The 25,776-nt window shown below is 61.2% G+C and carries 22 protein-coding genes; 12 read left to right on the top strand and 10 right to left on the bottom strand.

The genetic code is table 11. The annotated features are described in order from the left end of the window. The first annotated feature begins 188 nt into the window (after positions 1–188). Positions 189–1,454 carry a transcription termination factor Rho gene (gene rho, locus HH303_RS11100; protein WP_169625403.1) on the top strand — a complete coding sequence of 422 codons (1,266 nt, stop codon included), beginning with the start codon at positions 189–191 and terminating at the stop codon, positions 1,452–1,454. A gap of 40 nt (positions 1,455–1,494) precedes the next feature. Then, entirely contained in the window at positions 1,495–2,274 is a 780-nt protein-coding gene (locus HH303_RS11095) for a tryptophan 2,3-dioxygenase (protein WP_169625402.1), read from the top strand. Here HH303_RS11095 and HH303_RS11090 read toward each other — a convergent pair. Beyond that, positions 2,271–3,122 (bottom strand): class I SAM-dependent methyltransferase, encoded by an 852-nt coding sequence (locus tag HH303_RS11090; protein WP_169625401.1) that lies wholly within the window; start codon positions 3,120–3,122, stop codon positions 2,271–2,273. The genes HH303_RS11095 and HH303_RS11090 overlap by 4 nt on opposite strands. Before the next feature lie 13 nt (positions 3,123–3,135). After that, positions 3,136–3,993 (bottom strand): MBL fold metallo-hydrolase, encoded by an 858-nt coding sequence (locus HH303_RS11085; protein ID WP_169625400.1) that lies wholly within the window; start codon positions 3,991–3,993, stop codon positions 3,136–3,138. 210 nt (positions 3,994–4,203) lie between these two features. Between HH303_RS11085 and HH303_RS11080 the strand changes: the two genes are divergently transcribed. After that, on the top strand, positions 4,204–5,424 hold the full coding sequence (locus tag HH303_RS11080; protein ID WP_169625399.1) for an MFS transporter: 1,221 nt from the start codon (positions 4,204–4,206) through the stop codon (positions 5,422–5,424). Between the two features lie 16 nt (positions 5,425–5,440). Here HH303_RS11080 and HH303_RS11075 read toward each other — a convergent pair whose 3' ends face one another. Continuing rightward, positions 5,441–6,124, bottom strand: coding sequence for a response regulator transcription factor (locus tag HH303_RS11075; RefSeq protein WP_169625398.1), 684 nt, complete (start codon positions 6,122–6,124; stop codon positions 5,441–5,443). Positions 6,125–6,265: 141 nt separating this feature from the next. Between HH303_RS11075 and HH303_RS11070 the strand changes: the two genes are divergently transcribed. Beyond that, positions 6,266–7,558 (top strand): hypothetical protein, encoded by a 1,293-nt coding sequence (locus HH303_RS11070; RefSeq protein ID WP_169625397.1) that lies wholly within the window; start codon positions 6,266–6,268, stop codon positions 7,556–7,558. Beyond that, positions 7,555–8,061, top strand: a complete 507-nt coding sequence (locus HH303_RS11065) for a L,D-transpeptidase family protein (RefSeq protein WP_169625396.1) — start codon at positions 7,555–7,557, stop codon at positions 8,059–8,061. The genes HH303_RS11070 and HH303_RS11065 overlap by 4 nt, the downstream gene beginning before the upstream one ends. 28 nt (positions 8,062–8,089) lie before the next feature. On the opposite strand, the gene HH303_RS11060 is transcribed toward HH303_RS11065, so the two are convergent. Further along, positions 8,090–8,764: a YggS family pyridoxal phosphate-dependent enzyme gene (locus HH303_RS11060; protein WP_169625395.1), complete on the bottom strand. Its 675-nt coding sequence runs from the start codon at positions 8,762–8,764 to the stop codon at positions 8,090–8,092. Between the two features lie 137 nt (positions 8,765–8,901). Here HH303_RS11060 and HH303_RS11055 point away from each other — a divergent pair, with 137 nt between their 5' ends. From HH303_RS11055 to holA, 6 genes are all read left to right on the top strand, one after another. Beyond that, positions 8,902–10,734, top strand: coding sequence for a tetratricopeptide repeat-containing sulfotransferase family protein (locus tag HH303_RS11055; RefSeq protein WP_169625394.1), 1,833 nt, complete (start codon positions 8,902–8,904; stop codon positions 10,732–10,734). 236 nt (positions 10,735–10,970) lie between these two features. Then, positions 10,971–12,101, top strand: a complete 1,131-nt coding sequence (locus HH303_RS11050) for a porin (RefSeq protein WP_169625393.1) — start codon at positions 10,971–10,973, stop codon at positions 12,099–12,101. Between the two features lie 106 nt (positions 12,102–12,207). Beyond that, the gene (locus HH303_RS11045; RefSeq protein ID WP_169625392.1) at positions 12,208–12,717 is read left to right on the top strand and encodes a DUF3576 domain-containing protein; all 510 of its coding nucleotides are present in this window, start codon (positions 12,208–12,210) and stop codon (positions 12,715–12,717) included. Between the two features lie 87 nt (positions 12,718–12,804). Further along, positions 12,805–15,366: a leucine--tRNA ligase gene (gene leuS / locus HH303_RS11040; protein WP_169625391.1), complete on the top strand. Its 2,562-nt coding sequence runs from the start codon at positions 12,805–12,807 to the stop codon at positions 15,364–15,366. A gap of 57 nt (positions 15,367–15,423) precedes the next feature. After that, a complete protein-coding gene (gene lptE, locus HH303_RS11035) occupies positions 15,424–15,975 on the top strand; it encodes an LPS assembly lipoprotein LptE (RefSeq protein ID WP_169625390.1) in 552 nt (183 codons plus the stop codon). Positions 15,976–15,979: 4 nt separating this feature from the next. Next, entirely contained in the window at positions 15,980–17,029 is a 1,050-nt protein-coding gene (gene holA, locus HH303_RS11030) for a DNA polymerase III subunit delta (protein ID WP_319637387.1), read from the top strand. 52 nt (positions 17,030–17,081) lie between these two features. On the opposite strand, the gene HH303_RS11025 is transcribed toward holA, so the two are convergent. The 6 genes from HH303_RS11025 to HH303_RS11000 all read right to left on the bottom strand — a co-directional run bounded on the left by HH303_RS11025 (position 17,082) and on the right by HH303_RS11000 (position 23,471). After that, positions 17,082–18,113, bottom strand: coding sequence for a ParB/RepB/Spo0J family partition protein (locus HH303_RS11025; protein WP_169625388.1), 1,032 nt, complete (start codon positions 18,111–18,113; stop codon positions 17,082–17,084). Next, positions 18,110–18,934 carry a ParA family protein gene (locus HH303_RS11020; protein WP_169625387.1) on the bottom strand — a complete coding sequence of 275 codons (825 nt, stop codon included), beginning with the start codon at positions 18,932–18,934 and terminating at the stop codon, positions 18,110–18,112. The genes HH303_RS11025 and HH303_RS11020 overlap by 4 nt, the downstream gene beginning before the upstream one ends. A gap of 190 nt (positions 18,935–19,124) precedes the next feature. Continuing rightward, the gene (gene rsmG / locus HH303_RS11015) at positions 19,125–19,739 is read right to left on the bottom strand and encodes a 16S rRNA (guanine(527)-N(7))-methyltransferase RsmG (RefSeq protein ID WP_169625784.1); all 615 of its coding nucleotides are present in this window, start codon (positions 19,737–19,739) and stop codon (positions 19,125–19,127) included. Between the two features lie 37 nt (positions 19,740–19,776). Then, entirely contained in the window at positions 19,777–21,696 is a 1,920-nt protein-coding gene (gene mnmG / locus HH303_RS11010) for a tRNA uridine-5-carboxymethylaminomethyl(34) synthesis enzyme MnmG (RefSeq protein WP_169625386.1), read from the bottom strand. A gap of 151 nt (positions 21,697–21,847) precedes the next feature. Further along, positions 21,848–23,173, bottom strand: coding sequence for a tRNA uridine-5-carboxymethylaminomethyl(34) synthesis GTPase MnmE (gene mnmE / locus HH303_RS11005; protein ID WP_169625385.1), 1,326 nt, complete (start codon positions 23,171–23,173; stop codon positions 21,848–21,850). A 34-nt stretch (positions 23,174–23,207) separates the two neighbouring features. Beyond that, positions 23,208–23,471, bottom strand: a complete 264-nt coding sequence (locus HH303_RS11000) for a DUF6489 family protein (protein WP_169625384.1) — start codon at positions 23,469–23,471, stop codon at positions 23,208–23,210. A 175-nt stretch (positions 23,472–23,646) separates the two neighbouring features. Between HH303_RS11000 and HH303_RS10995 the strand changes: the two genes are divergently transcribed. Further along, positions 23,647–25,743: a thioredoxin domain-containing protein gene (locus HH303_RS10995; protein WP_169625383.1), complete on the top strand. Its 2,097-nt coding sequence runs from the start codon at positions 23,647–23,649 to the stop codon at positions 25,741–25,743. Positions 25,744–25,776 lie beyond the last annotated feature (33 nt).

Below are 25,776 nucleotides of genomic sequence, written 5' to 3'. Positions count from 1 at the left end.
TCGTTGGGTCCGGCGGCACGCATCGTATCCGGACAACACGTTTTTCAAGACGACCGGTATTCCTTCCCGCGCCATAGCCAGACTTATGCCGTTTCGGCCATGACGCTCCCAAGTCGATACAATCGGTTCGAACCGAACGTCCGGACGATGTGTTTTCAACACAATTCCCGAACAAGCGCGATACCTCAATGCATCTGAAAGAACTGAAACAAAAGACCCCGCCCGAGCTTCTGGCCTTCGCCGAGGAGCTGGAGATCGAAAACGCCTCCAACCTGCGCAAACAGGAACTGATGTTCGCCTGTTTGAAGCAATTGGCGATGAACGACGTTGCGATCTATGGCGAGGGCGTCCTGGAAGTCCTGCAGGACGGTTTCGGGTTCCTGCGCTCGCCGGAAGCCAACTATCTGGCCGGGCCCGACGATATCTACGTATCGCCCAGCCAGGTGCGCCGCTTCGGTCTGCGCACCGGCGACACGGTCGAAGGCCAGATCCGCGCGCCGAAGGACGGCGAACGCTATTTCGCGCTGTTGAAGGTCAACAAGGTCAATTTCGACGATCCGGATCAGGTCCGTCACCGCATCAATTTCGACAACCTGACGCCGCTCTATCCAGACGAAAAACTGCATCTGGAAATCGAAGGCCAGGACGACAAGAAGAAAAAGGAACTGTCGACCCGCGTCATCGATTTGGTCGCGCCGCTGGGCAAGGGTCAGCGCGCGTTGATCGTCGCCCCGCCGCGAACCGGTAAAACCATGCTGATGCAGAATGTGGCGCATGCGATTTCGCAGAACCACCCGGATGTCTATCTGCTGGTCCTGCTGATCGACGAACGGCCGGAGGAAGTGACGGACATGCAGCGTTCCGTGAAGGGGGAGGTCGTGTCCTCCACCTTCGACGAACCGGCGCAGCGTCACGTCCAGGTCGCCGAAATGGTGATCGAAAAGGCCAAGCGTCTGGTCGAACACAAGCGCGACGTGGTCATCCTGCTGGACTCCATCACCCGTCTGGCCCGTGCCTACAACACGGTCGTGCCGTCGTCGGGCAAGGTCCTGACCGGCGGTGTCGACGCCAACGCGCTGCAACGCCCGAAGCGGTTCTTCGGGGCCGCGCGCAATATCGAGGAAGGCGGCTCGCTGACCATCATTTCCACGGCGCTGATCGATACCGGCAGCCGCATGGACGAGGTCATTTTCGAAGAATTCAAGGGCACCGGTAACTCTGAAATCATCCTGGACCGCAAGCTGTCCGACAAGCGCACCTTCCCGGCCATCGACATCACCAAGTCGGGTACCCGCAAGGAAGAACTGCTGGTCGACAAGGGCACGCTGTCGAAGATGTGGGTCCTGCGCCGCATCCTGATGCCGATGGGCGTCACCGACGCGATGGAATTCCTGTTGGACAAGCTGAAGCATTCGAAGAACAACAACGAATTCTTCGACAGCATGAACCAATAGCGTTTGGAATAGAGTCCTGACTGGCGCGAAGGACTTCGACATGGACTATGCCGATTACCTAGGACTCGATGGGTTGTTCGAGTGCCAGAATCCGCAATCGGACGCCCATGACGAGCTGTTGTTCATCATTCAGCACCAGACGTCGGAGCTGTGGATGCGGCTGGCGTTGCATGAACTGCACGCCGCCCGCACGGCGATTCTGGCCGGGGAAATCCAGCCCAGCTTTAAAATGTTGGCTCGCGTGGCGCGGATTTTTGAACAGCTGAACAGCGCGTGGGACGTTTTGCGGACAATGACGCCGTCGGAATACACCCGGTTCAGGCCGTCGCTCGGCGGATCCTCGGGATTCCAGTCCTTTCAATATCGGGAAATCGAATTCCTTTTGGGCAATCGAAACCCGGCGATGATCGACATTCACAAAAATCGCCCCGATGTGATGGCGCGGCTCCGCACGGAGCTCGAACGGCCCAGCCTCTACGATGCCGCAATTTCAATGCTTTGCGGTGCGGGATTCGACATCGCGCCGGAAACCACGCATCGCGCTCTGGATCGCGGATATCACCCGGACCCATCGGTGGAAGCTGCCTGGAAAGCGGTCTACGGCGATCCCGGACGACATTGGGACCTCTACGAAATGGGTGAAAAGCTTGTCGATCTCGAGGATTACTTCAGGCGTTGGCGATTTAACCACGTCACCACTGTCGAGCGCGTGATCGGCGCGAAACCCGGCACGGGCGGCACGGGCGGCGTCACCTATCTTCGGAAAATGCTGGAAACCGTTCTCTTCCCCGAACTTTGGTCCGTCAGAACAAGTCTTTAGTCTTTCCGCAGCCAAAGCGCCGATTCCGGAATCCCGTCGGCGATTGGGATTTTGCCGGCGGAGGAATCCGCCAGGAAGTCCGGGCAGCGCGTGGATATCCACCGGCTGGACCAGACGGGTTTGAACCCGCCCCCACCCATCAGGGCCGCCACCGGCAGCTGTTCGTTATAGCCGCGCCAGGTCCAGCTTTCGGGATAGGGATCGGGCAGGAAGATGTCGTGAATCATCACGAAAACGCCTGCCGGCAGGGCCGGAATGATGCGGCCCATCAGGATATCGACATCGCTGCCCGGCATGGCGATATGACTGGAATCCACCATCAGGAAGTCGCCGGGTTCCAGGCTGTCGAACAGGGCGGGGTCGGCATCCTGCAACACGGACCGCAGGACGAAAACGCCGGGCAGTTTCGAGATATCGGCGCGCGGCGCCGGGTCGACGGCGGTGACGTCCGTGTCCAACCCACCGTCACGGATCGCCGCGGCGACGAAGCGGGTGGAATGGCCGCTGCCGATTTCGACGATCCGTTTCGGCGCATGGCGGCGTACCATCAAATAGGCCGCCAGCCCGTCCAGCCGCGGAAACCATTGCTGCTGCCAGCGCGGCAGGGGCGGTTCGGCCCCGTCGAAGCGCTTGGTCACATCCACAATCGTTTCGGTATCGGAAAGAAGGTCCAGAAACCCCGGCTCGCAGTCGCGGAACAGGTCTTCAATCCAGGGAAAACCCTGTCGTTCGGCGGCTTTCGGGATCGACCCGGCATAGCGATAGGGGATGAAATAACCACGCGTCGCCCAGCCGAATAGGGTCGGCAGGCCTAGTTGCAGGCGGCGCAGGAACGGATTTGTCGCCATCGGTTCGCCGTCGTCAGGGTTTCAGGATCATGCCCTCGCGGGCGACATGGCTGCCCGGACGGGCGTCTTCCAGCTGTTCGGCGATATCGTCCATGAATTCGTCGTCATGGGTCGGTTCGTGATGGAACAGGACCAGAGTTTTGACCCCGGCCTCGTCCGCGACGCGCACGGCTTCCTGCCAGGTCGAATGGCCGAAGCCGACGAAACGGGGGTATTCCTCCTCCGTATAGGTGGCGTCGTAGATCATGATGTCGGTATCGCGCACCAGATCGATCAGGGTCTGGTCGCGCTTCCCATCCGGATAATGTTCCGTGTCGGTGATATAGCAGATCGACCGGCCGTCGAATTCGATGCGATAGCCGCAGGCCCCGTTCGGGTGGTTCAAGGGCGCGGTGCGCAGCGTGATGCCGTCCGCCGGATGCAGCGTGTCGCCGCATTCGAAATCCCGAAATTCGACTTTTGCGCGAAAGGTTTCCGGCGGTACGGGGAACAGCGGCGCCTGCATCATTTCCGATAGGGTCCCCCTCAATGTCCGATCCGGCAGCAGGTTGCCCGCCCAAAGGCGCGGATTGTTGCCGGGCAGGTGAAACGGTACGAAAAACGGCAGGCCGATGATATGGTCCAAATGGGTATGGGTCAGGAACAGATCGATTTCCTGCGGCCCATTCTGGAAAATTTCCTGCGCGATGACGCGGCCCAGCTTGCGCAGCCCGGTGCCGCCGTCGAAGACCAGCCGACGCTTGCCGCACATAACCTCGAGGCAGGACGTATTGCCGCCGTACCGGATCGTATCCGGACCGGAGCAGGCAATACTGCCGCGCGTACCCCAAAATTTGACGAAGAAATCCTGTCCGTTCCCGTCGCGCGCCATTCCGCTGCCCGATCTATCCCTTCTTGACGCCGCCTGTCGTCAACGGCGCGTCTTTTCCTCGTTTCGTGTCCAAGCTCTTTATCCGACTTATCGCTCGGCGGGGTGGCGACAAGCCCTGTCTTGGATGCTATAGCGGCTTCATACGGAAGGCAAATTTAAGAAACGCCAGAGTTCCGCTATTATTAGAGACATCGGATAGAGACCGTTCCCGTGCAAACCGACACCCAATCTCAAGCCCCTGCCGGGGAACGCCATACCGATTGGATCGGCCTGTATTTCGGCCTGTTGGTGGCAATTTTCGCGGCCTTCGTTCAGTTCAAACTGCCGCCGGTCCTGCCGGAAATGCTGGTGCTGTTCCGCTACCGCCCGGAAATCGCGGGCGGCTTCATGTCGATTTTCGCCGTGGTCGGGCTGCTGGCATCGGTCAAGATCGGCCGGTTGATGCAGCGTCAGGCGACGGCGGCCTGGCTGGTCGGGGCCTGTCTCTTGGTCGGTTTGGGGGCGGTGCCGATCCTGATTTTCCCGGAATGGGATCTGGCGGTCCTGGCGGGCCGGGGGGTCGAGGGCATGGCCATGGCGATCCTGGCGATCGCGGGACCGACCCTGATGACCCGGAATGCCGCGCCGCGCCACTTGCCCATCGCCATGGCTCTGGCCGCGACCTGGATTCCGCTGGGCGGGCTGCTGGCGACCATCGTTGCGCGCCTGTCCGGGACCTGGGCGGCGGTCTGGTGGGTGGGGCTGGGTCTTGCCGTGCTGGTCGCGCTGACCACCCTTGCGCTGAACCGCAACGGCGGGCGGCGGATCGCCCTGCCGACGGCGAAGGGCGGCGCGCAGGATTTGTCGCCCTCGGATCGGCGCATGCTGACACTGGTGGCGGTCTGTTTCGCCTTCTGGGCCTTGCAGAATTTATCGGTATTAAGCTGGGTTCCGGAATATCTGGTGTCGAACCGGGGCCTGCCGGATTCAACCGCGAAGGAACTGTATGGCGTGCTGGTGATCGTCGTCGCCATGTCGAACCTGTTTGCCGCCGTGCCCTTGCGGTTGGGCGTTCCTATCGTGCCGCTGCTGGCGACGGTCCTGGTCGGTCAGGGTCTGGTCCTGTTGATCGGTCCGTCCGCCGGAACCGATTGGACGGGGCTGTTGGCCATCATCGTCTATGCGCTGATCGCCGGGATCACGCCGACATGCATCTTCGCGCTGCCGGATGCGCTTCTGGGGGAGAACCGCACCGGATCGGCGGCCTTCGGCCTGTTGATGACGGGGCGCAATCTGGGCGTTCTCGTTGGCCCCGTCTTTATCGGCTGGGTCGGCGCCAGCGCCTGGGGCTGGCAAGCCGCGTGGTGGAGCGCCGCCGCCTCCACCCTCTGCGCGATGCTGGCCTCGCTGGTATTGCTCTTCGTGGCAAAACGAGTCCGACGCGCGCCGTAAGGGACCGATTTGTAGCTTAAGGAACCAGCTTGTAGCCGCCGGGTTCCGTTACCAGGATTTCCGCGTTGGACGGGTCTTTTTCGATCTTCTGGCGCAGGCGGTAGACATGGGTTTCCAGCGTATGCGTGGTGACGCCCGCGTTATAGCCCCAGACCTCCCCCAACAGGATATCCCGCGACACCACCTTGGACCCCGTTCGATACAGGTATTTCAGGATCGCGGTTTCCTTTTCGGTCAGGCGCACCTTCTTCCCGTCTTCTTCCAGCAGCAGCTTTTGCGCCGGGCGGAAGCTGTAGGGCCCGATGGTGAAGACCGCGTCTTCGCTTTGCTCATGCTGGCGCAATTGCGCGCGCAGGCGGGCCAGCAGGACGTTCAGTCGGAACGGCTTCGACACGTAATCGTTCGCCCCGGCGTCCAGGCCCAGGATCGTGTCTGAATCGGAATCATGCGCGGTCAGCATGATGACGGGGCATTTGATGCCGTGGCGGCGCAGGACGCGACAGGCTTCCCGCCCGTCCATATCGGGCAGTCCGACATCCAGAACGATGGCGTTGAAGTGGTCGGTCTTCGCGACTTCGATGGCCTCTCCCGCCGTGCTGGCCTGGACGGTTTCGAATTCTTCGTGCAGTTGCAGCTGTTCGGCGAGCGACTGGCGCAGTGCGTCGTCATCGTCGCACAACAGGATTTTTTTACCGCTCATGGATATCCGTCTCTAAGAAAGGAAGCGTTCGCGTTATTTGGCAGCTTAGCATGATCCGATCCAGTCGGGAAAAGAACTGATCGCGCTTTTGTTACTTGGCATGTCGTTTGCTTGTTGTTCGGGCGGAGAAGGAGAGTAGGCATGACGAGTGCAACAAACGCCGCAGACGTGCGGTCAACGACAGCGCCGCCGCCCTGGTCTCTGTTCGCGCCGTCGGGGGCGAACGGACGGGGCGGAAATGCGTCATCGTCGTCAGAAGCCGCATCGAACAACAACAAGCCCGTGACGCAGTTTTCGGACGTTTTAAACGACCGAACCCAACCGCGCACGACGGCGCAGGCGGAAACGACCCGCCCGTCGGAACCGGGTCGCACGGCGCAATATGCCGGGCTTCCACCCAATATTAAGGCCGAAGATCGGTGGGAGTATCAAGATCGGCAGGACACGACGGCGCTGGCCTCCCAGAATTCGGACGACTTTTTCGGGGAGGACGGATTTTCCCTGGCGGATATCGTGGATATTGTGAATCCGCTGCAACATTTGCCGGTTATCTCCACGATCTATCGCAGTTTGACGGGCGATGAGATCAGCACGGGCGCGCGTCTTGCCGGCGACGCCCTGTTTGGCGGACCGGTTGGCTTTGCCGCCGGTCTTGCGAATGTCGTGATGGAGGACGCAACCGGTTCGGATATCGGCGACAGTGTGATGGCGGCGCTCTTCGGGTCCGAGGACGATGCCGGAACCGCGCTGGCCTCTGCCGACAGTCCCGCAGCCATGGCCGACGATGTGGCGGAAATCGCGCCGGCGTCGGGTACGACACAGCAAGCGGCGCCGGTACAAATGGCGCAGGCCGCGCCCACAGCGCGGACACGGGCGTCGAGCCCCCTCTTCGCGGCGCAACCGACCGGCATGCCGCTGGCGTCGAATCCGGGGGCGGCGACGTCCTTGATTCCGCCCATGCCCGGCGGTCCGCCGACTGTCCTGGCGCAGGCCGCGTCGCAGCCGACGCGATCTTCCCAGGCGGGCCAGACGCCCCAGACTCCCATGACGGCGGCGGGCCAGGGCGTCCCGAAATTGTCGCCGGATGCTGCCAATGTGCTGATGCGAATGGCCCAAGCCAGTCAATCCCAAATTGGCCAATCCCAAGCTGGCCAATCCCAAGCTGGTCAATCTCAAGCCAGCCGGTCGCCGTCGGGGATAACGCCGTCGGGGATAACGCCATCCGGGATAACCCCGCCGGTCGGACCGACAGCGATGGCTGCCCCATCTGACGCCGCGCCTTCCAAAGTAGCTGCGCCGGCTTCGACGGCGTCCGGCAAGGCGGCCCCGGTGCAGACGGCATCCGCCGAATTCGTGGAACCGGTGCCGGTCGAGAACCTGCCCGCCGCGATGATGGAGGCGCTGTCCCGGTATGAAGCGCTGAAGGGCGGATGACCGACCTGATTACCAATGGCCGCGAATTGCGCCTGCCCGATGGCACCGTCCTGCCCTGCAGCATGGGTCGGTCGGGCCTGATCGCCGCCGCCGACAAGCGGGAAGGCGACGGTGCCACGCCCATCGGGCGCTGGCGTCTTTTGCATGTCTATTGTCGCGCGGACCGTATCGCGCCGCCCGATACCGCCTTGCCGCTCACCGCGATCACCGATCGGGACGGCTGGTGTGACGCGCCGGACGACCCGAACTATAACCGGGCCGTGACCCTGCCCTACCCGGCATCGCATGAAACCTTGATGCGCGAGGACGGGCTGTACGACCTGTTGGTCACTACCGACCACAATACCGACCCTGCGGTTCCCGGTTTGGGCAGCGCCATTTTCCTGCATTGCCGCCATCCGCAAGGGAAGCCGACGGCAGGCTGCATTGCCGTTGACCGCGCCGCCCTGATCGCCCTTGTGGAAGCGATCGACGTCGATAGCCGTTTGATTATTGAGGCCTAGTTATAGGGGCCTATTTTTTGGGGCCTAGTTATTGAGGTTTGGGCCGGGATCCGAAAATCGCGCTGCCGACACGCACATGGGTCGCGCCGAACCGGATGGCGGTTTCGAAATCCGCGCTCATCCCCATGGACAGACCCGACAGGCCGTTGCGCGCCGCCATATCGGCCAGCAGCGCGAAATAGGGCGCGGCGGGCCGGTCGACCGGCGGGATGCACATCAGCCCTTTCAGATCGAGTCCCAGATCGTCGCGAACCTCCCGAACGAAGGCATCCGTATCCGACGGCAGGATTCCGGCTTTCTGCGGTTCCTCGCCGATATTCACCTGAATGAAGACGGACAGTTTCTTGTCTTGGGCGTCGCATTCGCGCGCGATCGCCTTGGCGATCTTCGGCCGGTCGATGGATTCGATGGCGTCGAACAGCGCGACCGCCTGTTTCGTCTTGTTGGATTGCAGCGGTCCAATCAGATGTAGCACCGTATCCGGATAGGCCTCGCGCAATTCCGGCCATTTCCCTTCCGCTTCCTGCACGCGGTTTTCGCCGAACAGACGATGGCCCGCATCCAATACCGGTCGGATATCGGGCCCGTCGAAGGTCTTGGACACGGCGACCAGGGAAACGCTGTCCGGGCTGCGGTCCGCGTCCCGCGCGGCATCGGCGATTTGGTCCATGACGTGGCGGTATTGATCGATTGTGCTGGTCATCTACGCATATCCTCAAAGACGCGCCGCACCGGGTTTGCGAATGGCGGCGGGAACGATATTGTGCGGCAGTTTTACACCGTCTCGCCGCGACACCCAAGGCGGATGGATCGGCCGAAAGTAAACGGGGACCCTTCGCGATGACGCCTCTTCTCGCCCAACGGCTTCAACAGGCCTTTACCCTTCAAGGGCAGGGCCGGTTCGACGAAGCCGCCGCGATCTGCGAGGAAGTCCGCAAGGTCGCCCCCCGAGAGCCGGGCCCGCATTATATATCGGGCGTGATCCACCATCGGAAAGGGGCGCTCGACGACGCTGCGGCGGCATTTCGGAAGGCGTTGAAACTCAATCCCCGCGATCCAGGGTCGATCAGTGGCCTGGGCATGATTGCCCTGCAACGCGGGCGATTGGACGAGGCGGCGCGGCAGTTCAATCTGGCGCTGAAGCTTGTTCCGGGCGATCCCGGCATGATGAACAATCTCGCCCTCTGCTATCGCAATCTGGGCCGACTGGCGGATGCGGTCGACACATGGCGACAGGCGCTCAAGAAAGCCCCAAACAATATCGAGGCGATGCTGAACCTTGCCGTCAGTTATGACGCGTTAGGCGATATGCAGCAGGCGGATCCACTGTTCGAACGCCTCAAAACCCTGGCCCTTACGGACCCGGACGTCGCGTCGGGGATCAGCAAATATTACCTGCGCTTGGGACGAACGTCGGAAGCGGGCGAAATTCTACGCGCCGCCATGGCGACCAATCCGCACAATGCGATACTGACGGAAGGTCTGATGTCCCTGGAAATGGCGGAAGGCCATACCGGGGAAGCCGTCGACTTGGCGCGCAAGACCCTGGAATTAGCGCCGAACCGGCCCGGCGCGCTGCTCCAGCTTCTGCAATCCGGGCATGACCGGGAGGCGCTGATGGCCGATCCGGTGATCGTCCGTTCGGTCGATGCGGTCCGCAAACTGTGCGAGGCCGGTCAGGACGCACCGATAACCCTGCTGACCGCCGGTCGGGTCATGGAACAGGTCGGCGAGTATGAGCTGGCGGCGCGATCCTACAAGAAAGGCAACGATACGATTTCGAAGGCACTGCGGGCCGCCGGACAGTCCTACGACCGGGCGCGGATGGATGACTATGTCGCGGCGGTAGCGACGCGCCGGGACGAATTGGCCCGCATCGTCGCGCAGCGTCTAGAAGATGGGGGAGACACGTCACGGCCCGATGCGAAGACGCCGATATTTATCGTCGGCATGCCACGGACCGGCTCCACCCTGCTGGAGCAGATATTGGACGGGTATCCGACCGTGACGATCGGTGGTGAGATGGACGGGCTTCAAACGGTGGCCGCGGGTCTCGGGTCGCCTCATTTCTCCGCCCCAGATGCCGCATGGATCGACCGTTTCGTTGAGGACAGCTTCGATTTCGGTGCGCAGGAGAAAAGTTATAGGGAGTCCGTGGCGCGGTTAATCGACCCTTCCGATCTGGCATCCGCGCGATGGTTCGTGGACAAAAATCTATTCAACTTCCTCTATCTGCCGATCGCGTTGGCGCTGTTTCCGACGGCGCGCATTATTTATATGACGCGGGCATTGCCCGATGTTGCCCTGTCCATCTATTCCATTTCTTTTCTGCGGCCGCTGAGGTTCGACTGCGATTTGGCCGATATCGGGCATTACAATTCGGCCTGCGAGCGACTCGTCGACCTGTTCGCCCCGATGCTGGGGGATCGGCTCCACCGAATTTCTTACGATCGGCTGGTTTCCGATCCTGAAGAAGAAACGCGCGCAGTGTTGGCGGGGCTGGGGCTGGCGTGGGATCCGGCCTGCCTTGACTTTTTCAAGCGGTCGAAAAAGGCGGCGACGGCCAGCATGGCGCAGGTCCGTCGGCCGATGAACCGTTCCGGATTGGGTAAATCGCGTCACTATGACGGCCTGTTGCCCCTTCCCGGTCTATCCGACGATGGGCGTGAATAAAGGCGGCGGCACCTGGAATCGACCTCGGAAATCCCAAGTGTTGCATTTGCATCACGTCGGAACCCTCTTGAAAGTCTGTAGGTTTTTTTACCGTTGCACAGAAAATAGACCGCCGATATTGCTGATGCAGCCTAAGGCGTCGGGGGAGCCTCACGTGTTAGGTAATTGAAACCAAGTCTTCCGCGTTTCGGTACTCTGCGCCGACCAGCGGATAGAGCAAGGATCTGGAGACAGAAATGAAAAAGCTTCTTATCGGTTCGACGGCGCTTTTCGCTGTTGGTGCGATCTCCTCGGCCGCTCAGGCTGACATCGCCAAACTGTCCGTTAGCGGTCAGATCGACATCGCCTACTCCGTTATCGACTCGGAAGTCGCGAACAGCGACGGCACCGACGGCGCCGGCATGGGTTCGGGCAACAGCTCCACCCAGCTGGTCTTCGATTGGGGCGGGGCCACCGAGTCCGGCCTGCAGTACGGCGCGCGTCTCGACTACCGCTTCCAGAACGACGATGCGGACGAACTGTACGTCTTCCTGGCCGGCGACTGGGGTCGTCTGCACATCGGCGGTGACGACGGTGTCGTCGATGCCTTCGCCCCGGGTGGCGAAAGCGTCCTGGCCGGTGCCTGGGGTTACGACGGCAACCACAACGTTGCCCCGACCAGCGGTTCGGGCACGACGGGTTACTTCGTTTCCAGCAACGGTACGATCCTGACGGCGAACCCGCAGTCGGCTGCCTCTGGCTCCTCGATCCTGACGGTTGCCCCGACGCTCGCGACGGAAACCGACGACTCGATGAAGTTCAGCTACTACTCCCCGTCGTTCTCGGGCTTCCAGGTCGGCGCGTCCTATATTCCGGACGTTTCCTCGACCTCGAACACGACCGGCTCGGGCGTTCTGGGCGGCAAGACCGGCTACGAAGTCGCCGCGAAGTGGGACGGCAGCTTTGACGCGGTCAGCATCGGCCTGGGCGGCGGCTACATCGGCCAGACCGACACGACGGGTCAGAAGTCTTCCCAGGGCATGCGTCTGGGCACGACGATTGGCTTCGCCGGGTTCTCCTTCGGCATGGGCTACGGCGACAACTTCGACACGGGTTGCGCGTCCGGCTCGACCAATTGCGACGGTGGTGACTACTGGTCGTACGGTCTGGCCTACTCCTTCGGCCCGGGTGCGGTCTCGATCGGCTACATCGATGCCGAAAAAGACGGCGGTGCCGATGGCGAAGCCTACTCGTTCGACGCCGACTATCGTCTGGCGGACGGCCTGCAGGCCTTCGGCGGTGTCAACTACTACGAAGTTGACCCGGTCCTGGGCGCTGCGGATCGCGACCTGACGCAGGGTATTGTTGGCCTCCGCGTCAGCTTCTGATCCTTCGATCAGTACCTAAAAAACGGGGTCAGGCAATCTAGGTTGCCTGACCCTTGTTTTTTTTCTATTCGTTGTTTCAGGCGTTTTGCTTCCTTTGGAGTATACTATGTCGGCTCGACTCCGGTTCGGTGTTTTGGCGTTGATTCTGGCTTTGACGGCCTGTGCGGGGTCCGGAACACCGGAAGATCCGAATAAGATCAAACGCGGAATGGAAACCCGGTCGGGATCCGTTTTGGGCGGTTCCTTGTTTAGTGACGAAGGTTCCAATTCTCCGGGCGTCGGCGGTTTGGCGGTCAACGGATACCTCTGGCGCGCCTCTCTGGACACGATTTCCTTTTTTCCGCTCGCTCAGGCCGATGCGTTCGGTGGCGTGATCGTTACGGAATGGTACAGCCTGCCGGGCGTCGAAAACGAACGTCACAAAGTGACGATTTATATTCTTAACCGTGAACTTCGGGCGGACGGCGTGCGTGTCTCCACGTTCAAGCAGGTTCGTGACGCGACGGGCGGCTGGGTCGAAGCGCCTGTGGCGGACGGTGTCTCGGCACAAATCGAAAACGCGATTTTGGCGCGCGCGCGGCAGCTACGAGTCGACAGTCAAGCCGCTTTCGAGTGATAGGGTGCCGAAGAGGCGCGTTCTCCGGAATTTAATTGCATGGACACCCGGCGGCGTAACGGCGGCGGGGTAGGACGAGATCGAAAAATGACACGGTACAATCCCTCTGAAATTGAATCGAAATGGCGTGGCGCCTGGGATGCGGCCGGTAGCTTTCATACCGACGAAGATGGCGACAAGCCGTTTTATGTGCTCGAGATGTTTCCCTATCCGTCGGGTCGCATCCATATGGGGCACGTTCGGAATTATACCTTGGGGGATGTCGTTGCGCGGTTTAAGCGGGCGCAGGGTTTCAGCGTTTTGCATCCGATGGGATGGGATGCCTTCGGTCTGCCGGCGGAAAACGCGGCGATTGAAAATAAGGTTCATCCCGCGAAATGGACGCGCGAGAATATCGCCACCATGCGAGATCAGCTGAAGACCCTTGGCCTGTCCATCGATTGGGACCGGGAGGTCGCGACTTGCGAACCGGAATATTATAAGCACGAACAGAAAATGTTCCTGGATTTCCTGCGCGAGGGTCTCGCATATCGTCGGGAATCCTGGGTGAACTGGGATCCGGTCGATCAAACGGTTTTGGCGAACGAGCAGGTTATCGACGGCAAGGGTTGGCGGACCGGCGCGCCGGTTGAAAAGCGCCGTCTGTCACAATGGTTCCTGAAGATCACCGCGTTTTCCGAAGAATTGTTGTCCGCGCTGGATAGCCTGGATCGATGGCCCGATAAAGTTCGCCTGATGCAGCGGAACTGGATCGGCCGGTCGGAGGGCGCCGTGTTGCGGTTCGAAATACCGGGCCGGGCCGAACGCTTGGAATGCTTCAGCACACGTCCGGATACGCTGTATGGCATGAGCTTCTGCGCCATTGCCCCCAATCATCCGCTGACGGAAGAGCTTTCGAAGGACAACCCGGCGCTGGCGGAGTTCGTCGCGGAATGCAACCGGATGGGCACCAGTGAGGAGGTCATTGAAACTGCGGAAAAGAAGGGTTTCGATACCGGTCTTACAGTTCGTCATCCGTTTATGCCCGACCGTGAGTTCAAGGTATTCGTGGCGAATTTCGTGTTGATGGAATATGGCACGGGCGCGATTTTCGGCTGCCCGGCGCATGATCAGCGCGATATGGATTTTGCGCGGAAATACGGGTTGAGCGTAACGCCCGTCGTGCTGCCGCCAGGCGAAGATCCTGCGACCTTCACGCTTGCGGATGAGGCCTATACCGGCGAAGGCGCACTGTTCAATTCGGATTTCCTGGATGGGATGTCCGTGACGGATGGTATTCGTGCCGCGATCGACCGGTTGGAAAGCCTGGAAGCGGGAACCGGACGCGTTACGTATCGCTTACGCGATTGGGGCGTGTCCCGTCAGCGGTATTGGGGTTGCCCGATCCCGATTATTCATTGCCTTTCCTGTGGGGCCGTTCCGGTGCCGGATAGCGATCTTCCGGTGAAGTTGCCGGAAGACGTGACGTTCGATAAGCCGGGCAATCCATTGTTCCACCACCCGACCTGGAAGAATGTGTCGTGTCCTTCCTGTGGCGGGAAGGCCGAGCGTGAGACGGATACTTTCGACACGTTCTTCGAGAGTTCGTGGTATTTCGCGCGCTATGCCGATCCACACAATGCAGAGAAAGGGTTTACCCGCGAAAGCGCGGCGCGGTGGTTGCCGGTCGATCAGTATATCGGCGGCATTGAGCATGCGATCCTGCATTTGCTGTATTCCCGCTTTTTCACCAGGGCGTTGAAGCAGTGCGGCTATCTCGACGTGGAAGAGCCGTTCGCCGGCCTGTTCACGCAGGGCATGGTTTGTCACGAGACGTATCGCGACGAAAAGGGCGCTTGGTTGTTCCCGTCCCAGGTTCGTCGCGACGGTGATGCGGCGGTGCATGTCGATACGGGCGCGCCGGTTACAGTGGGCCGTTCCGAGAAAATGTCGAAATCGCGCAAGAACGTCGTCGACCCTGTCGATATCGTAAACAGCTACGGCGCGGATACGGCGCGGTTGTTCATGCTGTCCGACAGCCCCCCGGACCGGGATCTGGAATGGACGGAATCCGGGGTGGAAGGGGCATGGCGGTTCCTGTCCCGTGTGCATCGCAGCATTGCGGAAGACGATGGTGGGCTTGCCCCGATCGGCACCGCGAGGCCCGGCTCTTTGTCCGATGCCGCGGCGGAAGCGGAACGTTTGACGCATAAGACGATCGACGGTGTCACGCAGGATTTGGAGCGTTTCCATTTCAACCGTGCAATCGCGCGCATTCGGGAATTCTCGAATGCTCTCTTCGGGTTGAAGGGTGACGGCGACGATATGCGCTGGGTCCGTCGTTTCGGCTTCGAAACGCTGACGCGCCTGATGGCGCCGATGACCCCGCATCTTTCGGAAGAACTGTGGTCGACATTGGGTCATGAAACGATGTTGGTCGACGAAGCCTGGCCGGTTGCGGATGCGACGATGCTGGTCGAAGACACGGTGACGGTGGGTGTCCAGGTTAACGGAAAGTTGCGGGCGACAATCGAACTGCCACGGGACTGCGACAAGGCAAAGGCCGAGGAACTGGCCCTTGCGGAAGAAAATGTGCAGCGCGCGCTGGATGGAAATGCTCCGAAAAAGGTTATCGTTGTCCCGAACAGGATCGTGAATATCGTCGCCTAGTGGGCGGGAGTGATTTACGGTACCTGCAGGGCAAGCCGGGTTGAGTATGGAGACGACATGAGCCGTGATCGTAAGGCATATTTCGACGCAACGCGCCGTGGCTTGGTTATGGCGGTGCCGGTCTTGTCGGTGTTGCTGTTGGGCGGTTGCGGGTTTCAGCCGGTTTACGCGCGTAAAGAAGCGGGAAGTGCCGGTGCTGTCGAACAATTGGCGCGGATAAAAATTCGTACCTTCGATAATCGCGAAGGTCAGATTCTGCATAATTTATTGTTGGATCGGTTCAACCCGTATGGCCGTCCTACCGACCCGGACTATGTGCTGTCCGGGGACGTTTCCGTTTCGTCAACCCGGTCGGGCACCCAGTTGGACGCGACAACGGTTCGTGGACAGGTCACGGTGTCGTCGACGGTCATACTCGGCATCAAGGGTGAAGAGAACCAAGAGTTCCGATCCCAGGCGGTCGCCAGTTTTTCTGTCAGCGTTTCCGATTACGCGACGGAAGTCGCGGAAGATGGCGCGGTGGAAAGAACATTGCGGGTGATTGCGGATGACCTGCGGCTTCAGATCGTAACTTATTTTGAAAAGCGGCGGCTGACGCACGGAGCCTGATGTCGTGGTGAAGATCGCGGCAAACGGTGTCGACGGTTTTTTGAAAAAGCCACCATCGGATATTCGGGCGGCCCTATTTTATGGACCGGATTCCGGTTTGGCGCGTGAACGTATGAAGGCTTTGGCGCTAACGGTGGTACCGGCGCTCGACGATCCCTTTCTGGTCTGTGAATTGACAGGTGACGCGATCAAGTCCGATCCGGCGCGCTTGATGGACGAGGCGGCGGCGATTGCCATGACCGGGGGGCGCCGCGTGGTTTTGATCCGGGACGCGTCGGATGTCGTGTTCCCCATTTTTGCGGATTTCTTTGCGCAACCGGTCGGGGATGCGCTGATCTTGATAACGGCTGGGGAATTGGCCGCGAAATCCAAACTTCGGAAGGCGTTCGAGGATTCGAAAATCGGTGCGGCCGTCGCGTGCTATCTCGATGAGGCGGGCGGGATCGATCGGCTGATTGATGAAGGCCTTCGTCCTCTGAATGTCCGGATCGACCGCGACGCGCGCGACTATCTCATCGACCAACTGGGCTCCGACCGGTCGATCTCGCGATCGGAAATAGAGAAATTGGCGCTCTATGCCGGCGAAAACGGGCAATTGGACCTGGAGTCCGTCGCAACATTGATCGGCGACAGCTCCGTCACGACATTGGACGACGTCGTTTACGCCATGGCAGACGGCGATTCCCGGTCGCTGGATCGAGCTTTGGATTTGGCGGCGGAGGAAGGGACATCGCCGATCGCGCTGCTTCGGTCGGCGGCCAACCATTTCCTGCGCCTGCGCCGCGTTCAGGATCACTGCGCATCCGGTATGCCCATGGCGGGCGCGATGGGAACGTTACGCCCGCCGGTTTTCTTCAAGGTGAAATCCCGGTTCGAGGCCGGTGTTAAGCGTTGGTCCGCGCGAGCTTTAGGGGAGGCGCTGTCGCTTCTGCTGGAGGCGGAAGCTGCCTGTAAGCGCAGCGGTGCACCCGATTGGGTGCTCTGCCACCGCTGCCTGCATCAGGTCGGCGCCCTGGCCCGTCGCCAAGGTGCCCGCAGCCCCCGCCCCCGCTAGAGCCCCAACCCCCGTTTGGAACTCGTGCCGGTATGGAGTGCCCCTCTGCCAATCACATCTCGACGACGTTGTTGTCCGCCGTCGGACCGCCGGAACTCAGGCGTTCGATCACATCGTCCAGCTGATCCAGCGTGTCGAAGGCAACGACAAGACGGCCGGCCTCCCCGCCGCCCTTCAGATCGATGAACACGCTGAGACCGAGGCGGTCGCTGAGGCTGCGCTCCATGGCCCGGGTATTGGCGTCTTTTTCCGCCGCCGGTGCCGCCGGGCCGCCGACGGAATCGATTTTCGTCTTCAGCTTTTCCAAGCCGGATTTGGTGCGGGTCGCGTCGGGCTTGTGATCCTGCACCAGGCGTTCGGTCTGCCGGACGTTCAAGCCCTTCTTCACGACTTCCTGGGCCAGGGTTTCGGCATTGGCGACGCCCAGCAAGGCGCGCGCATGGCCGGGCGACAGCAGGCTGTCGTCCAGCATGCTTTTGATCTCTTCCGGCAGGTTCAGCAGGCGCAGCATGTTGGCGACATGGCTGCGGCTCTTGCCGACGGCTTTCGCCAGCGCGTCCTGGGTATGGTTGAATTCATCGATCAGACGTTGATAACCCTCAGCCTCTTCCAAGGCGGTCAGATCTTCGCGATGGATATTCTCGATCAGCGCGATTTCGAGGGTTTCGGTATCCGTCAGGTCCTTGATGATGACCGGCACTTCGTGCAGCTGCGCCCGTTGCGCGGCCCGCCAACGCCGTTCACCCGCGACGATCTCATAGGCATTGGCATCGTCGGGATGCGGTCGCACGAGAAGCGGCTGCAGAACGCCCTGCTGGCGAATGGACTCCACCAGACCGTCGATCGCCGCCTCGTCGAAGCGTTTGCGCGGCTGCGACGGGTTCGGGCGCAGGAATTCGATGGGCACGGTCTTGGACGCGCGGGAGGATGGGCCGGAAAAGGCCTGGCCGGATGTTCCGCCTGTGCCGCTTGCGCTACCGCTATTCCCGCCGCCGATGACCGCGTCGTCTTCGTCGCCGAATAGGGCGGAAAGGCCCCGCCCCAACCCGCGCTTCCGGGTGTCTTCTGCTGCAGCTGCCGTCATGCCACTGCCCTCCGTTCGCGTTTCAGCACCTCGCTGGCCAGATGGATATAGGCCTGCGACCCGCGGCACTCCATATCATACAGGATCACCGGTTTGCCGAAGCTGGGCGCCTCGGAAACACGGACGTTCCGCGGGATAACCGTTTCATAGACCTTGTCGCCCAAATGCGCGCGCACATCGGCGGCGACCATGTCGGACAGGTTGTTGCGCCGGTCGTACATGGTCAGCACGACGCCCTGGATGTCGAGACGCGGGTTGAAGGCGCGCTTCACCCGCTCGATCGTCCGCATCAGATGGCTGAGCCCTTCCAACGCATAGAATTCGCATTGCAGCGGCACCAGGACCGAATCCGCCGCACAGAGCGCATTCAGCGTCAGCAGGCCCAGCGCCGGCGGGCAATCGATCAGTATATAGTCATAATCGCCAAGGCACGATTGCAGCGCGTCGCGCAGGCGGAATTCGCGCCGGTCTTCTTCAACCAGTTCGATTTCCGCGCCCGATAGATGGATCGATGCCGGAATGATTCGAAGATTGGGGATTGTCGTGTCGATCGTCGCGACGTCCGCCTTCTCGCGCCCGAACAGAAGATCGTAGGAACTGTGCGCCCGGTTCTTTCGGTCGATCCCCAATCCGGTGGAGGCGTTGCCCTGGGCATCGATATCGACGATCAGCACGCGCTTCTCGCAGGCGGCAAGCGCCGTGGCCAGATTGATCGCCGTCGTCGTTTTCCCGACGCCGCCTTTCTGGTTGGCGATGGCAACCACCCGCGCGGATCCGTCGGCCCGCGGCTTTGTCAGTTTCTCCGGCAGCTTAGCAAACATTCGACCGCTCTCCTTCCCCAAGGCTGCCGCAGCAGCTGAAAGACCTCATCCCGTTTGCGAAGCACCTGCCGTGTCGGACGAGGTCGTCGCATCAACCGATTGAGCGGATTCGGTTTTCCAGATTGAAAGCCGGTCCGCCCAGCAGCGGACCTTGGGTCGCGATCATCAGGTTCTGGTCCTATCCCCGAATTTAGGACCGACGCTTCAGGTCCCGAACCAGGAGGAGGACGGAATCCGGATCTACGCGACTCGATACCGTGCTATAATTTATATACCATCCATAATTTATCGCAGTCAATTCCTCTTTGTACCGTATTCCCTTCGGAAACAGGCCCAGAGTACTATTTTTCCAGAAGCGTTCCACCCAGGGGAATAGAGTGTCGAGCGGCGCGAGCGCGCGGGCGCTGACGACATCTGCGGGCGGCAGGTCGAGAGATTCCGCCCGCTTTGTATGGACGGTCAGGCGGTCGGACACCCCCGCTTCCCGCGCCGCCTCCCGCAAGAAGGCGGATTTGCGGGCGTCGGACTCGACCAGATGGGTTTGCAGATCGGAAAGGATACACAAGACCAGCCCGGGGAACCCGGCGCCGCTGCCTAGATCGATCAGACTACGGGCATTCTCGGGGATATGCTCTGCGAGCTGGGCGGAATCGAGGAAATGACGACGCCAAAGGTCGGGAAGCGTTTTAGGCCCTACCAGATTGATCCGGGGTTGCCATTTCTGAAGCAAGGCGGCGTAAGCCTCCAGCCGCTCCATGGTTTCACGTGAAACACCTGTAGAGTTCTGGAAGTCGGCCGCGCTCATCGGGCCTTGATCTGCGGCCATCGGCGGCTCCTTTGGACTATGCGGCTTTGGATCCTGACCGCCGGACATGACGCATCAAGGCGACGACGGCGGCCGGGGTCACGCCAGGAAGGCGTGCGGCCTGACCCAAGGTGCGCGGATTGGCGCGGGCGAGCCGCTGAACCATTTCCGTGCTCAACCCGCCGACCGTCGCGAAGTCCAGACCGTCTGGGAAGTGCAGCGATTCATCCCGGCGATAGGCGTGAATATCCGCCTCCTGCCGCGCCAGATACGGAGCGTAACGGGCGTCGGTTTCGATCTGCGGTGCAACACTGGCGGGGATCGCGGACAGTTCCGGCCATATCTCGGCCAACCGCGCCAGACTCATATCGGGGAGTGCCAGGATTTCGGCGGCGCTGCGCACCTTCCCATCTTGCCGCACCGAAATGCCCTTGGTGGCCAGGTCTTGGGGGGTGGCCCGGATTTCATCGATCAGGGCGCGCGCTTGGATCAATGCCGCTTCGCGTTTCTCCCAATGCGCCAATCGCGCGGTACCGAGGCAGCCGATGGATCGGCCATACGGCGTCAGACGCTGGTCGGCATTGTCGGCGCGCAGCCGCAGCCGGTATTCCGCGCGGGACGTGAACATCCGATAGGGTTCGTCTGCCCCCCGCGTGGTCAGGTCGTCGATCATGACCCCGATATAGGCATCCGCCCGGTCCAGAATAAACGGCACGGATTCCCGATCGGACGCTACGGCGCCGACCGCGATGGCGGCATTCAACCCGGCCATCAATCCTTGGGCGGCGGCTTCTTCATATCCGGTCGTGCCATTGATCTGACCGGCGAGATAGAGACCGGGCAGCCGTCGAGTTTCGAGCGTCGGCAACAATTCGCGCGGGTCGATATGATCGTACTCGATGGCATAGCCTGGGCGCAGAATGGTCGCGTGCTCCAGGCCGGGGATCGTCTTCAGGAAGGCCGCTTGGACCTCTTCGGGCAGGGAGTTGGAGATTCCGTTTGGATATACTGTCGGATCGTCCAACCCTTCCGGTTCCAGGAAGATTTGATGGCGCGGCTTGTCGGCGAATTTGACGATCTTGTCTTCAATCGACGGACAATAGCGCGGCCCGATCCCTTCGATCATGCCTCCATACAGGGCGGAGAGATGAAGGTTGTCGCGCAAGACCTGATGGGTCGCCTCATTGGTATAAGTGATGTGGCAGGCGATCTGCGGCACCGTGATACGATCTGTCAGAGCGGAAAACGGCTCTGGGTCGGGATCGGCTTCCTGGCGTTCCAATCCGCCCCAGTCGATGGTGTTCCCATCGAGCCGCGGCGGTGTTCCCGTCTTCAACCGGCCGAGCGTGAACCCGGCCCGCATCAGGCTTTCCGAAAGACCGATTGCCGGGGCATCCCCGATGCGTCCCGCGGGGGTGCGAACTTGCCCGCAATGGATCAGTCCGCGCAGGAAGGTCCCGGTGGTCAGAACGACGGCACCGCAGGTCAGGACGGTTCCGTCTTCCAGAACCAGGCCATTTAAACGCCCATCACCGCCGATGGTAATATCTTCGACACCCCCGGCGTGGAGCGTCAGGTTTTCCTGATCGTGCAGCACTTCCTGCATCGCGTTCCGATACAGCTTTCGGTCGGCTTGAGAGCGCGGCCCTTGGACGGCGGGACCTTTGCTGCGGTTCAGCATGCGGAATTGAATCCCGGCCCGGTCGATGACCCGGCCCATGACCCCATCCAGCGCGTCGATCTCTTTGACGAGATGCCCCTTCCCCAATCCACCGATCGCCGGATTGCAGGACATTTCCCCAATCGTTTCGAGCTTATGGGTCACCAGGAGCGTGTCGGCACCCATGCGCGCCGCCGCGGCCGCAGCCTCGCAGCCGGCATGGCCGCCGCCAACGATGATGACATCCCAATGGGCCTTCGCGATGGCCTGGGGGCTTTGTTCATTTTGCTGTGTCATGGGATCGTCCTTCTGGCGCTGGGTGTACAGAAAAACGCTGTCGCGGTCAATGGATGGAAGCTCAGAGTTCCGGGAATTGGGCGGTTTCACACGCGGGATGCGGAGAATGTTTCACGTGAAACACTGTCCCGATCGATATCGAATCGATCCCTTACTTACCGATACAGAACTCCGAAAACACGACATCAAGGATCGATTCGACGTCAACGCGTCCTGTAATACGCCCTACCTGAGTGACGGCAATTCGCACATCTTCCGCCGCCAGTGCGAACTCCCGCTCTATTAAGGCGTGCTCCAGCGCATCGCAGGCTTCCGCCAATGCCTCGCGATGGCGGGCTCGAACGGCGACGGCTGCAACAGCCGCCCCATATCGGCTTTGGCACGCTTCCTCCAAGCGCTCTAGAAGCTGGGTCAAACCGGCCCCGGTCTTGGAGGATATGGGATAAAGACCGGTGGTTTGATCCGCTTCTTCCTCGGTATCCTGCTTCGTCAAAATGAGGAAGATGTCGCCTTCCCGATCGCTGAGGGCGTTCGGCAAAGCCGATCGAAGAACCGTGGCATCATCGCTCAGATACAGGATCAGATCGGCGGCGCGGGCGGCATCGAGGGCGCGACGAACCCCCTCCTCTTCAATCCGATCTTCCGTTTCGCGAAGGCCCGCCGTGTCCGACAGGGTGACGGCATAGCCACCGAGGTCGAGGCGGACCTCAATCACGTCACGGGTGGTGCCCGCCGTTTCCGACACGATTGCGGCATCCCGCCCGGCGAGCCGATTGAGCAAGGACGACTTCCCCACATTCGGCGCGCCGAGGATTGCGACCCGTACGCCGTCACGGATTCCAGCGGAGGCACGGCCTAATTCTATATGTTGCGTCCACTCCTCTACCAAAGTCCGGATATCGATTTCGTTTCGATTTAGAATCTGTTCGGGTAAATCGTCTTCCGGGAAATCGACCGCCGCCTCCAGTGTGGCAAGGATACGGACCAAGCGATCCGTCCAGTTCTTGTACAGATCGGCCCCCTCCCCCGATGCTTGCCGTAGGGCAAGACGACGTTGCGCATCGGTCTCCGCCGCGATGAGATCGGCGAGGCCCTCGACCTCCGTCAGGTTCATGCGGCCTGCGGCGAAGGCGCGGCGCGTGAACTCCCCCGCCTCCGCCATGCGGCAGCCCGGGATGGTGGACAGAGCGGAAAGAACGGCCTGAATGCTGGCCGCGCCGCCGTGGACATGAAGCTCTGCGACATCTTCGCCAGTGAAGGAGTTGGGGGCTGGGAACCAAAGGACGATCCCCTGATCCAGCAAGCCGCTGGACGTAGGATCAATCAGATTGCGCAGGGTCGCGACGCGTGGATCGGGGAATGGGCGACCGTCGGTCAGGGTCGACAGGGCCGTCCCCGCATGCGGCCCGGATAGCCGTATCACCGCGACACCCGCGGGGGCCGGGCCGCTGCCCAGGGCAAAGATGGTATCGCTCATGAAACGCCTATCGGATATCGGAACGGTTTGCGCGTCAGGATTTCTCGGACTTTCCGTCGCTACCGGAGCCGCCACTCGCCATCTGCGACCAGAACAGCTTCTGCAACTGCTCCATACCCTGGATGGAGGCCGGGAGCCAAGTTTGGAACAAGGCTTCCGGTTCCAATGCCTTCAGGTTTGCTTCCATCCGCTCTTGGACTTGCTTCATCAGCGCTTCCTGCATCGGGGCCACATCGGGCAGACCGAGGAAGCGGCGCGCCTCGTCCGGGGTGCAGTCGATATCGAGATGGATTTTCATGGGCTTATTTCCTGTCCGGCCTTTCGCTGATATCCGATCCATCCTATGTAGGAACGAGAGGCTGTCCAGTGCGGAGAATCCGCAAGGCCAGAGTGCAACGACGCGGCAGCGCCGCACGAAAGCGAAGACAATGCCCGAAACGCCCCCCGAAACACCCCCCGAAGCACCCCCTGGAATGCCCTCCGAAAGTCGCCCCAAATCCCCGCCCGAAAATGCAGGGGCGACACTGCCGGCGGAAAATCTGCTGACTCGGGAGACCAGCCCGTATTTGCTGCAGCACAAGGACAATCCGGTGCATTGGCGCGCCTGGGGGCCGGAGGCGCTGGCCGAAGCGCGGGCAACGGGAAAACCGATCCTGCTCTCCGTCGGCTATGCGGCCTGTCATTGGTGCCACGTCATGGCGCATGAGAGTTTCGAGAACCCGGACATCGCCGCGCTGATGAACGAGTTGTTCGTCAACATCAAGGTCGACCGGGAAGAGCGCCCGGATATCGATACAATTTATCAATCCGCGCTGCACATGCTGGGGCAGCAGGGCGGCTGGCCGTTGACCATGTTCCTGACGCCGGACGGGGAGCCCTTCTGGGGCGGCACCTATTTCCCGTCGGAGGCGAAATGGGGGCGGCCGGGCTTCCCGGAAATCCTGACTGGACTGTCGAAAGCCTTTGAGGAGGCACCGGACAAGATCGGCAGCAACGTCGATGCCCTGCGCAAGGGACTCGCGACACTTGCCGCGCCAAGATCCGGCGACGATGTTTCCCGTGAAACAGCCGACCAGATTTCCCAACGCCTTCTGTCCGCGTTCGACCGAGACCATGGCGGCATCGGCGAGGCCCCGAAATTCCCGCAGGCCCCGATCCTGTTACAGATGTGGAATGCCGGACAGCGACAGTCCAACCAGGATATGATCGACGCGGTTCTGTTTACCCTGCGCCAGATCTGCGAGGGCGGGATATACGACCATCTGGGCGGCGGCTTCGCGCGCTACGCCGTCGATCGGGAATGGCTGGTCCCGCATTTCGAAAAGATGCTCTACGACAATGCGCAGTTACTGGATCTTCTCAGTCTCGCTTGGCGGGCGACGGGCGATCGCTTGTTCCGGCAACGCGCCGAAGAAACCGTCGGCTGGCTGTTAAGCGACATGCAGATGCCGGAGGGCGGTTTCGCCTCGGCCCGCGATGCGGACAGCGAGGGCGAGGAAGGCCGGTTCTATGTCTGGGACGAAGCGGAAATCGACGCCTTGCTGGGCGAACGGTCCACGGCGTTCAAGGTTGCTTACGACGTCCAGCCGGGCGGGAATTGGGAAGGCAAGACGATCCTGAACCGCTTGCATCTGCGCACCACGCCGGATGAGGAAACCGAAGCCGCCTTTGCCGCGGACCGGGAGATCCTGGCCGCCGCACGGGAAAAACGAGTCCCGCCCCTAAAGGACGACAAGCAATTGGCGGATTGGAACGGGCTAACCGTCGCGGCGCTGGCCCAGGCGGGACAGGTTTTCGACCGTCCGGATTGGATCGCGGCGGCCCGCAAGGCCTTCGATTTCGTCGCCGGTCCGATGGCCGACGGGTCGCGGTTGCGGCATAGCTATCGCAACGGCGTATCGAAACATACCGCCGTGTTGGACGATTACGCAGCGATGATGCGCGCCGCCCTCGTATTGCATGAGGTGGCGGGGGAAGAAGTGACGGGGCAAACGTCATATCTGGATCAGGCCGAAAGCTGGGTCGAAATTCTGGATCGTCACTATTACGACGCCGAAGGCGGGGCCTATTTCCTGACTGCGGATGATGCCGACGCCCTGATCGCGCGGACGAAATCAGCCTCCGACAATGCGACTCCCTCCGGCAACGGTGTGTTGGTTTGGGTCTTCGCCAAACTGCATTGGCTGACCGGTAAGGATGCCTATGGCGACCGGGCCCAAGAAATCGTGAGGAGCTTTGCGGGCGAGTTGGAGCGGAACTTCTATCCCTATTCCAACATTGTCGAAGGGGCGCAGTTCCTGCGGGACGGGCACCAGATCGTTGTGGTCGGCGCGCCCGACGATGAAACCACGGCTGCCCTGCTGCGTGCGGCACAGATGGCGCCGCTGACGGATCGCGTTCTTATCCATGTCGCGCCGGGGACGGATTTACCGGAAGGTCATCCAGCGGCGTTGAAGGCGAAGACGGAAACGGCGGCCGCCTTCGTATGCCGGGGTCCCGTCTGTTCCCTGCCCGTCAGAGACGCAGGTGACCTGTCCGGGATGTTGACCCCCCTACCCAGAAAAGGATGAGCCAGAAAAAGGATGAATCTTACAATGGATGAG

Source organism: Pacificispira spongiicola, from assembly GCF_012926505.1.
GTDB classification, from domain to species: domain Bacteria; phylum Pseudomonadota; class Alphaproteobacteria; order UBA8366; family Aestuariispiraceae; genus Pacificispira; species Pacificispira spongiicola.
This window is presented reverse-complemented; position numbering and strand designations above follow the sequence as displayed.

Coding starts and splice junctions, on each gene's coding strand:
- rho (WP_169625403.1), top strand. CDS start 189: ATGCATCTGAAAGAACTGAAACAAAAGACCCCGCCCGAGCTTCTGGCC.
- HH303_RS11095 (WP_169625402.1), top strand. CDS start 1,495: ATGGACTATGCCGATTACCTAGGACTCGATGGGTTGTTCGAGTGCCAG.
- HH303_RS11090 (WP_169625401.1), bottom strand. CDS start 3,122: ATGGCGACAAATCCGTTCCTGCGCCGCCTGCAACTAGGCCTGCCGACC.
- HH303_RS11085 (WP_169625400.1), bottom strand. CDS start 3,993: ATGGCGCGCGACGGGAACGGACAGGATTTCTTCGTCAAATTTTGGGGT.
- HH303_RS11075 (WP_169625398.1), bottom strand. CDS start 6,124: ATGAGCGGTAAAAAAATCCTGTTGTGCGACGATGACGACGCACTGCGC.
- HH303_RS11070 (WP_169625397.1), top strand. CDS start 6,266: ATGACGAGTGCAACAAACGCCGCAGACGTGCGGTCAACGACAGCGCCG.
- HH303_RS11065 (WP_169625396.1), top strand. CDS start 7,555: ATGACCGACCTGATTACCAATGGCCGCGAATTGCGCCTGCCCGATGGC.
- HH303_RS11060 (WP_169625395.1), bottom strand. CDS start 8,764: ATGACCAGCACAATCGATCAATACCGCCACGTCATGGACCAAATCGCC.
- HH303_RS11055 (WP_169625394.1), top strand. CDS start 8,902: ATGACGCCTCTTCTCGCCCAACGGCTTCAACAGGCCTTTACCCTTCAA.
- HH303_RS11050 (WP_169625393.1), top strand. CDS start 10,971: ATGAAAAAGCTTCTTATCGGTTCGACGGCGCTTTTCGCTGTTGGTGCG.
- HH303_RS11045 (WP_169625392.1), top strand. CDS start 12,208: ATGTCGGCTCGACTCCGGTTCGGTGTTTTGGCGTTGATTCTGGCTTTG.
- leuS (WP_169625391.1), top strand. CDS start 12,805: ATGACACGGTACAATCCCTCTGAAATTGAATCGAAATGGCGTGGCGCC.
- lptE (WP_169625390.1), top strand. CDS start 15,424: ATGAGCCGTGATCGTAAGGCATATTTCGACGCAACGCGCCGTGGCTTG.
- HH303_RS11025 (WP_169625388.1), bottom strand. CDS start 18,113: ATGACGGCAGCTGCAGCAGAAGACACCCGGAAGCGCGGGTTGGGGCGG.
- HH303_RS11020 (WP_169625387.1), bottom strand. CDS start 18,934: ATGTTTGCTAAGCTGCCGGAGAAACTGACAAAGCCGCGGGCCGACGGA.
- rsmG (WP_169625784.1), bottom strand. CDS start 19,739: ATGAGCGCGGCCGACTTCCAGAACTCTACAGGTGTTTCACGTGAAACC.
- mnmG (WP_169625386.1), bottom strand. CDS start 21,696: ATGACACAGCAAAATGAACAAAGCCCCCAGGCCATCGCGAAGGCCCAT.
- mnmE (WP_169625385.1), bottom strand. CDS start 23,173: ATGAGCGATACCATCTTTGCCCTGGGCAGCGGCCCGGCCCCCGCGGGT.
- HH303_RS11000 (WP_169625384.1), bottom strand. CDS start 23,471: ATGAAAATCCATCTCGATATCGACTGCACCCCGGACGAGGCGCGCCGC.
- HH303_RS10995 (WP_169625383.1), top strand. CDS start 23,647: ATGCCCTCCGAAAGTCGCCCCAAATCCCCGCCCGAAAATGCAGGGGCG.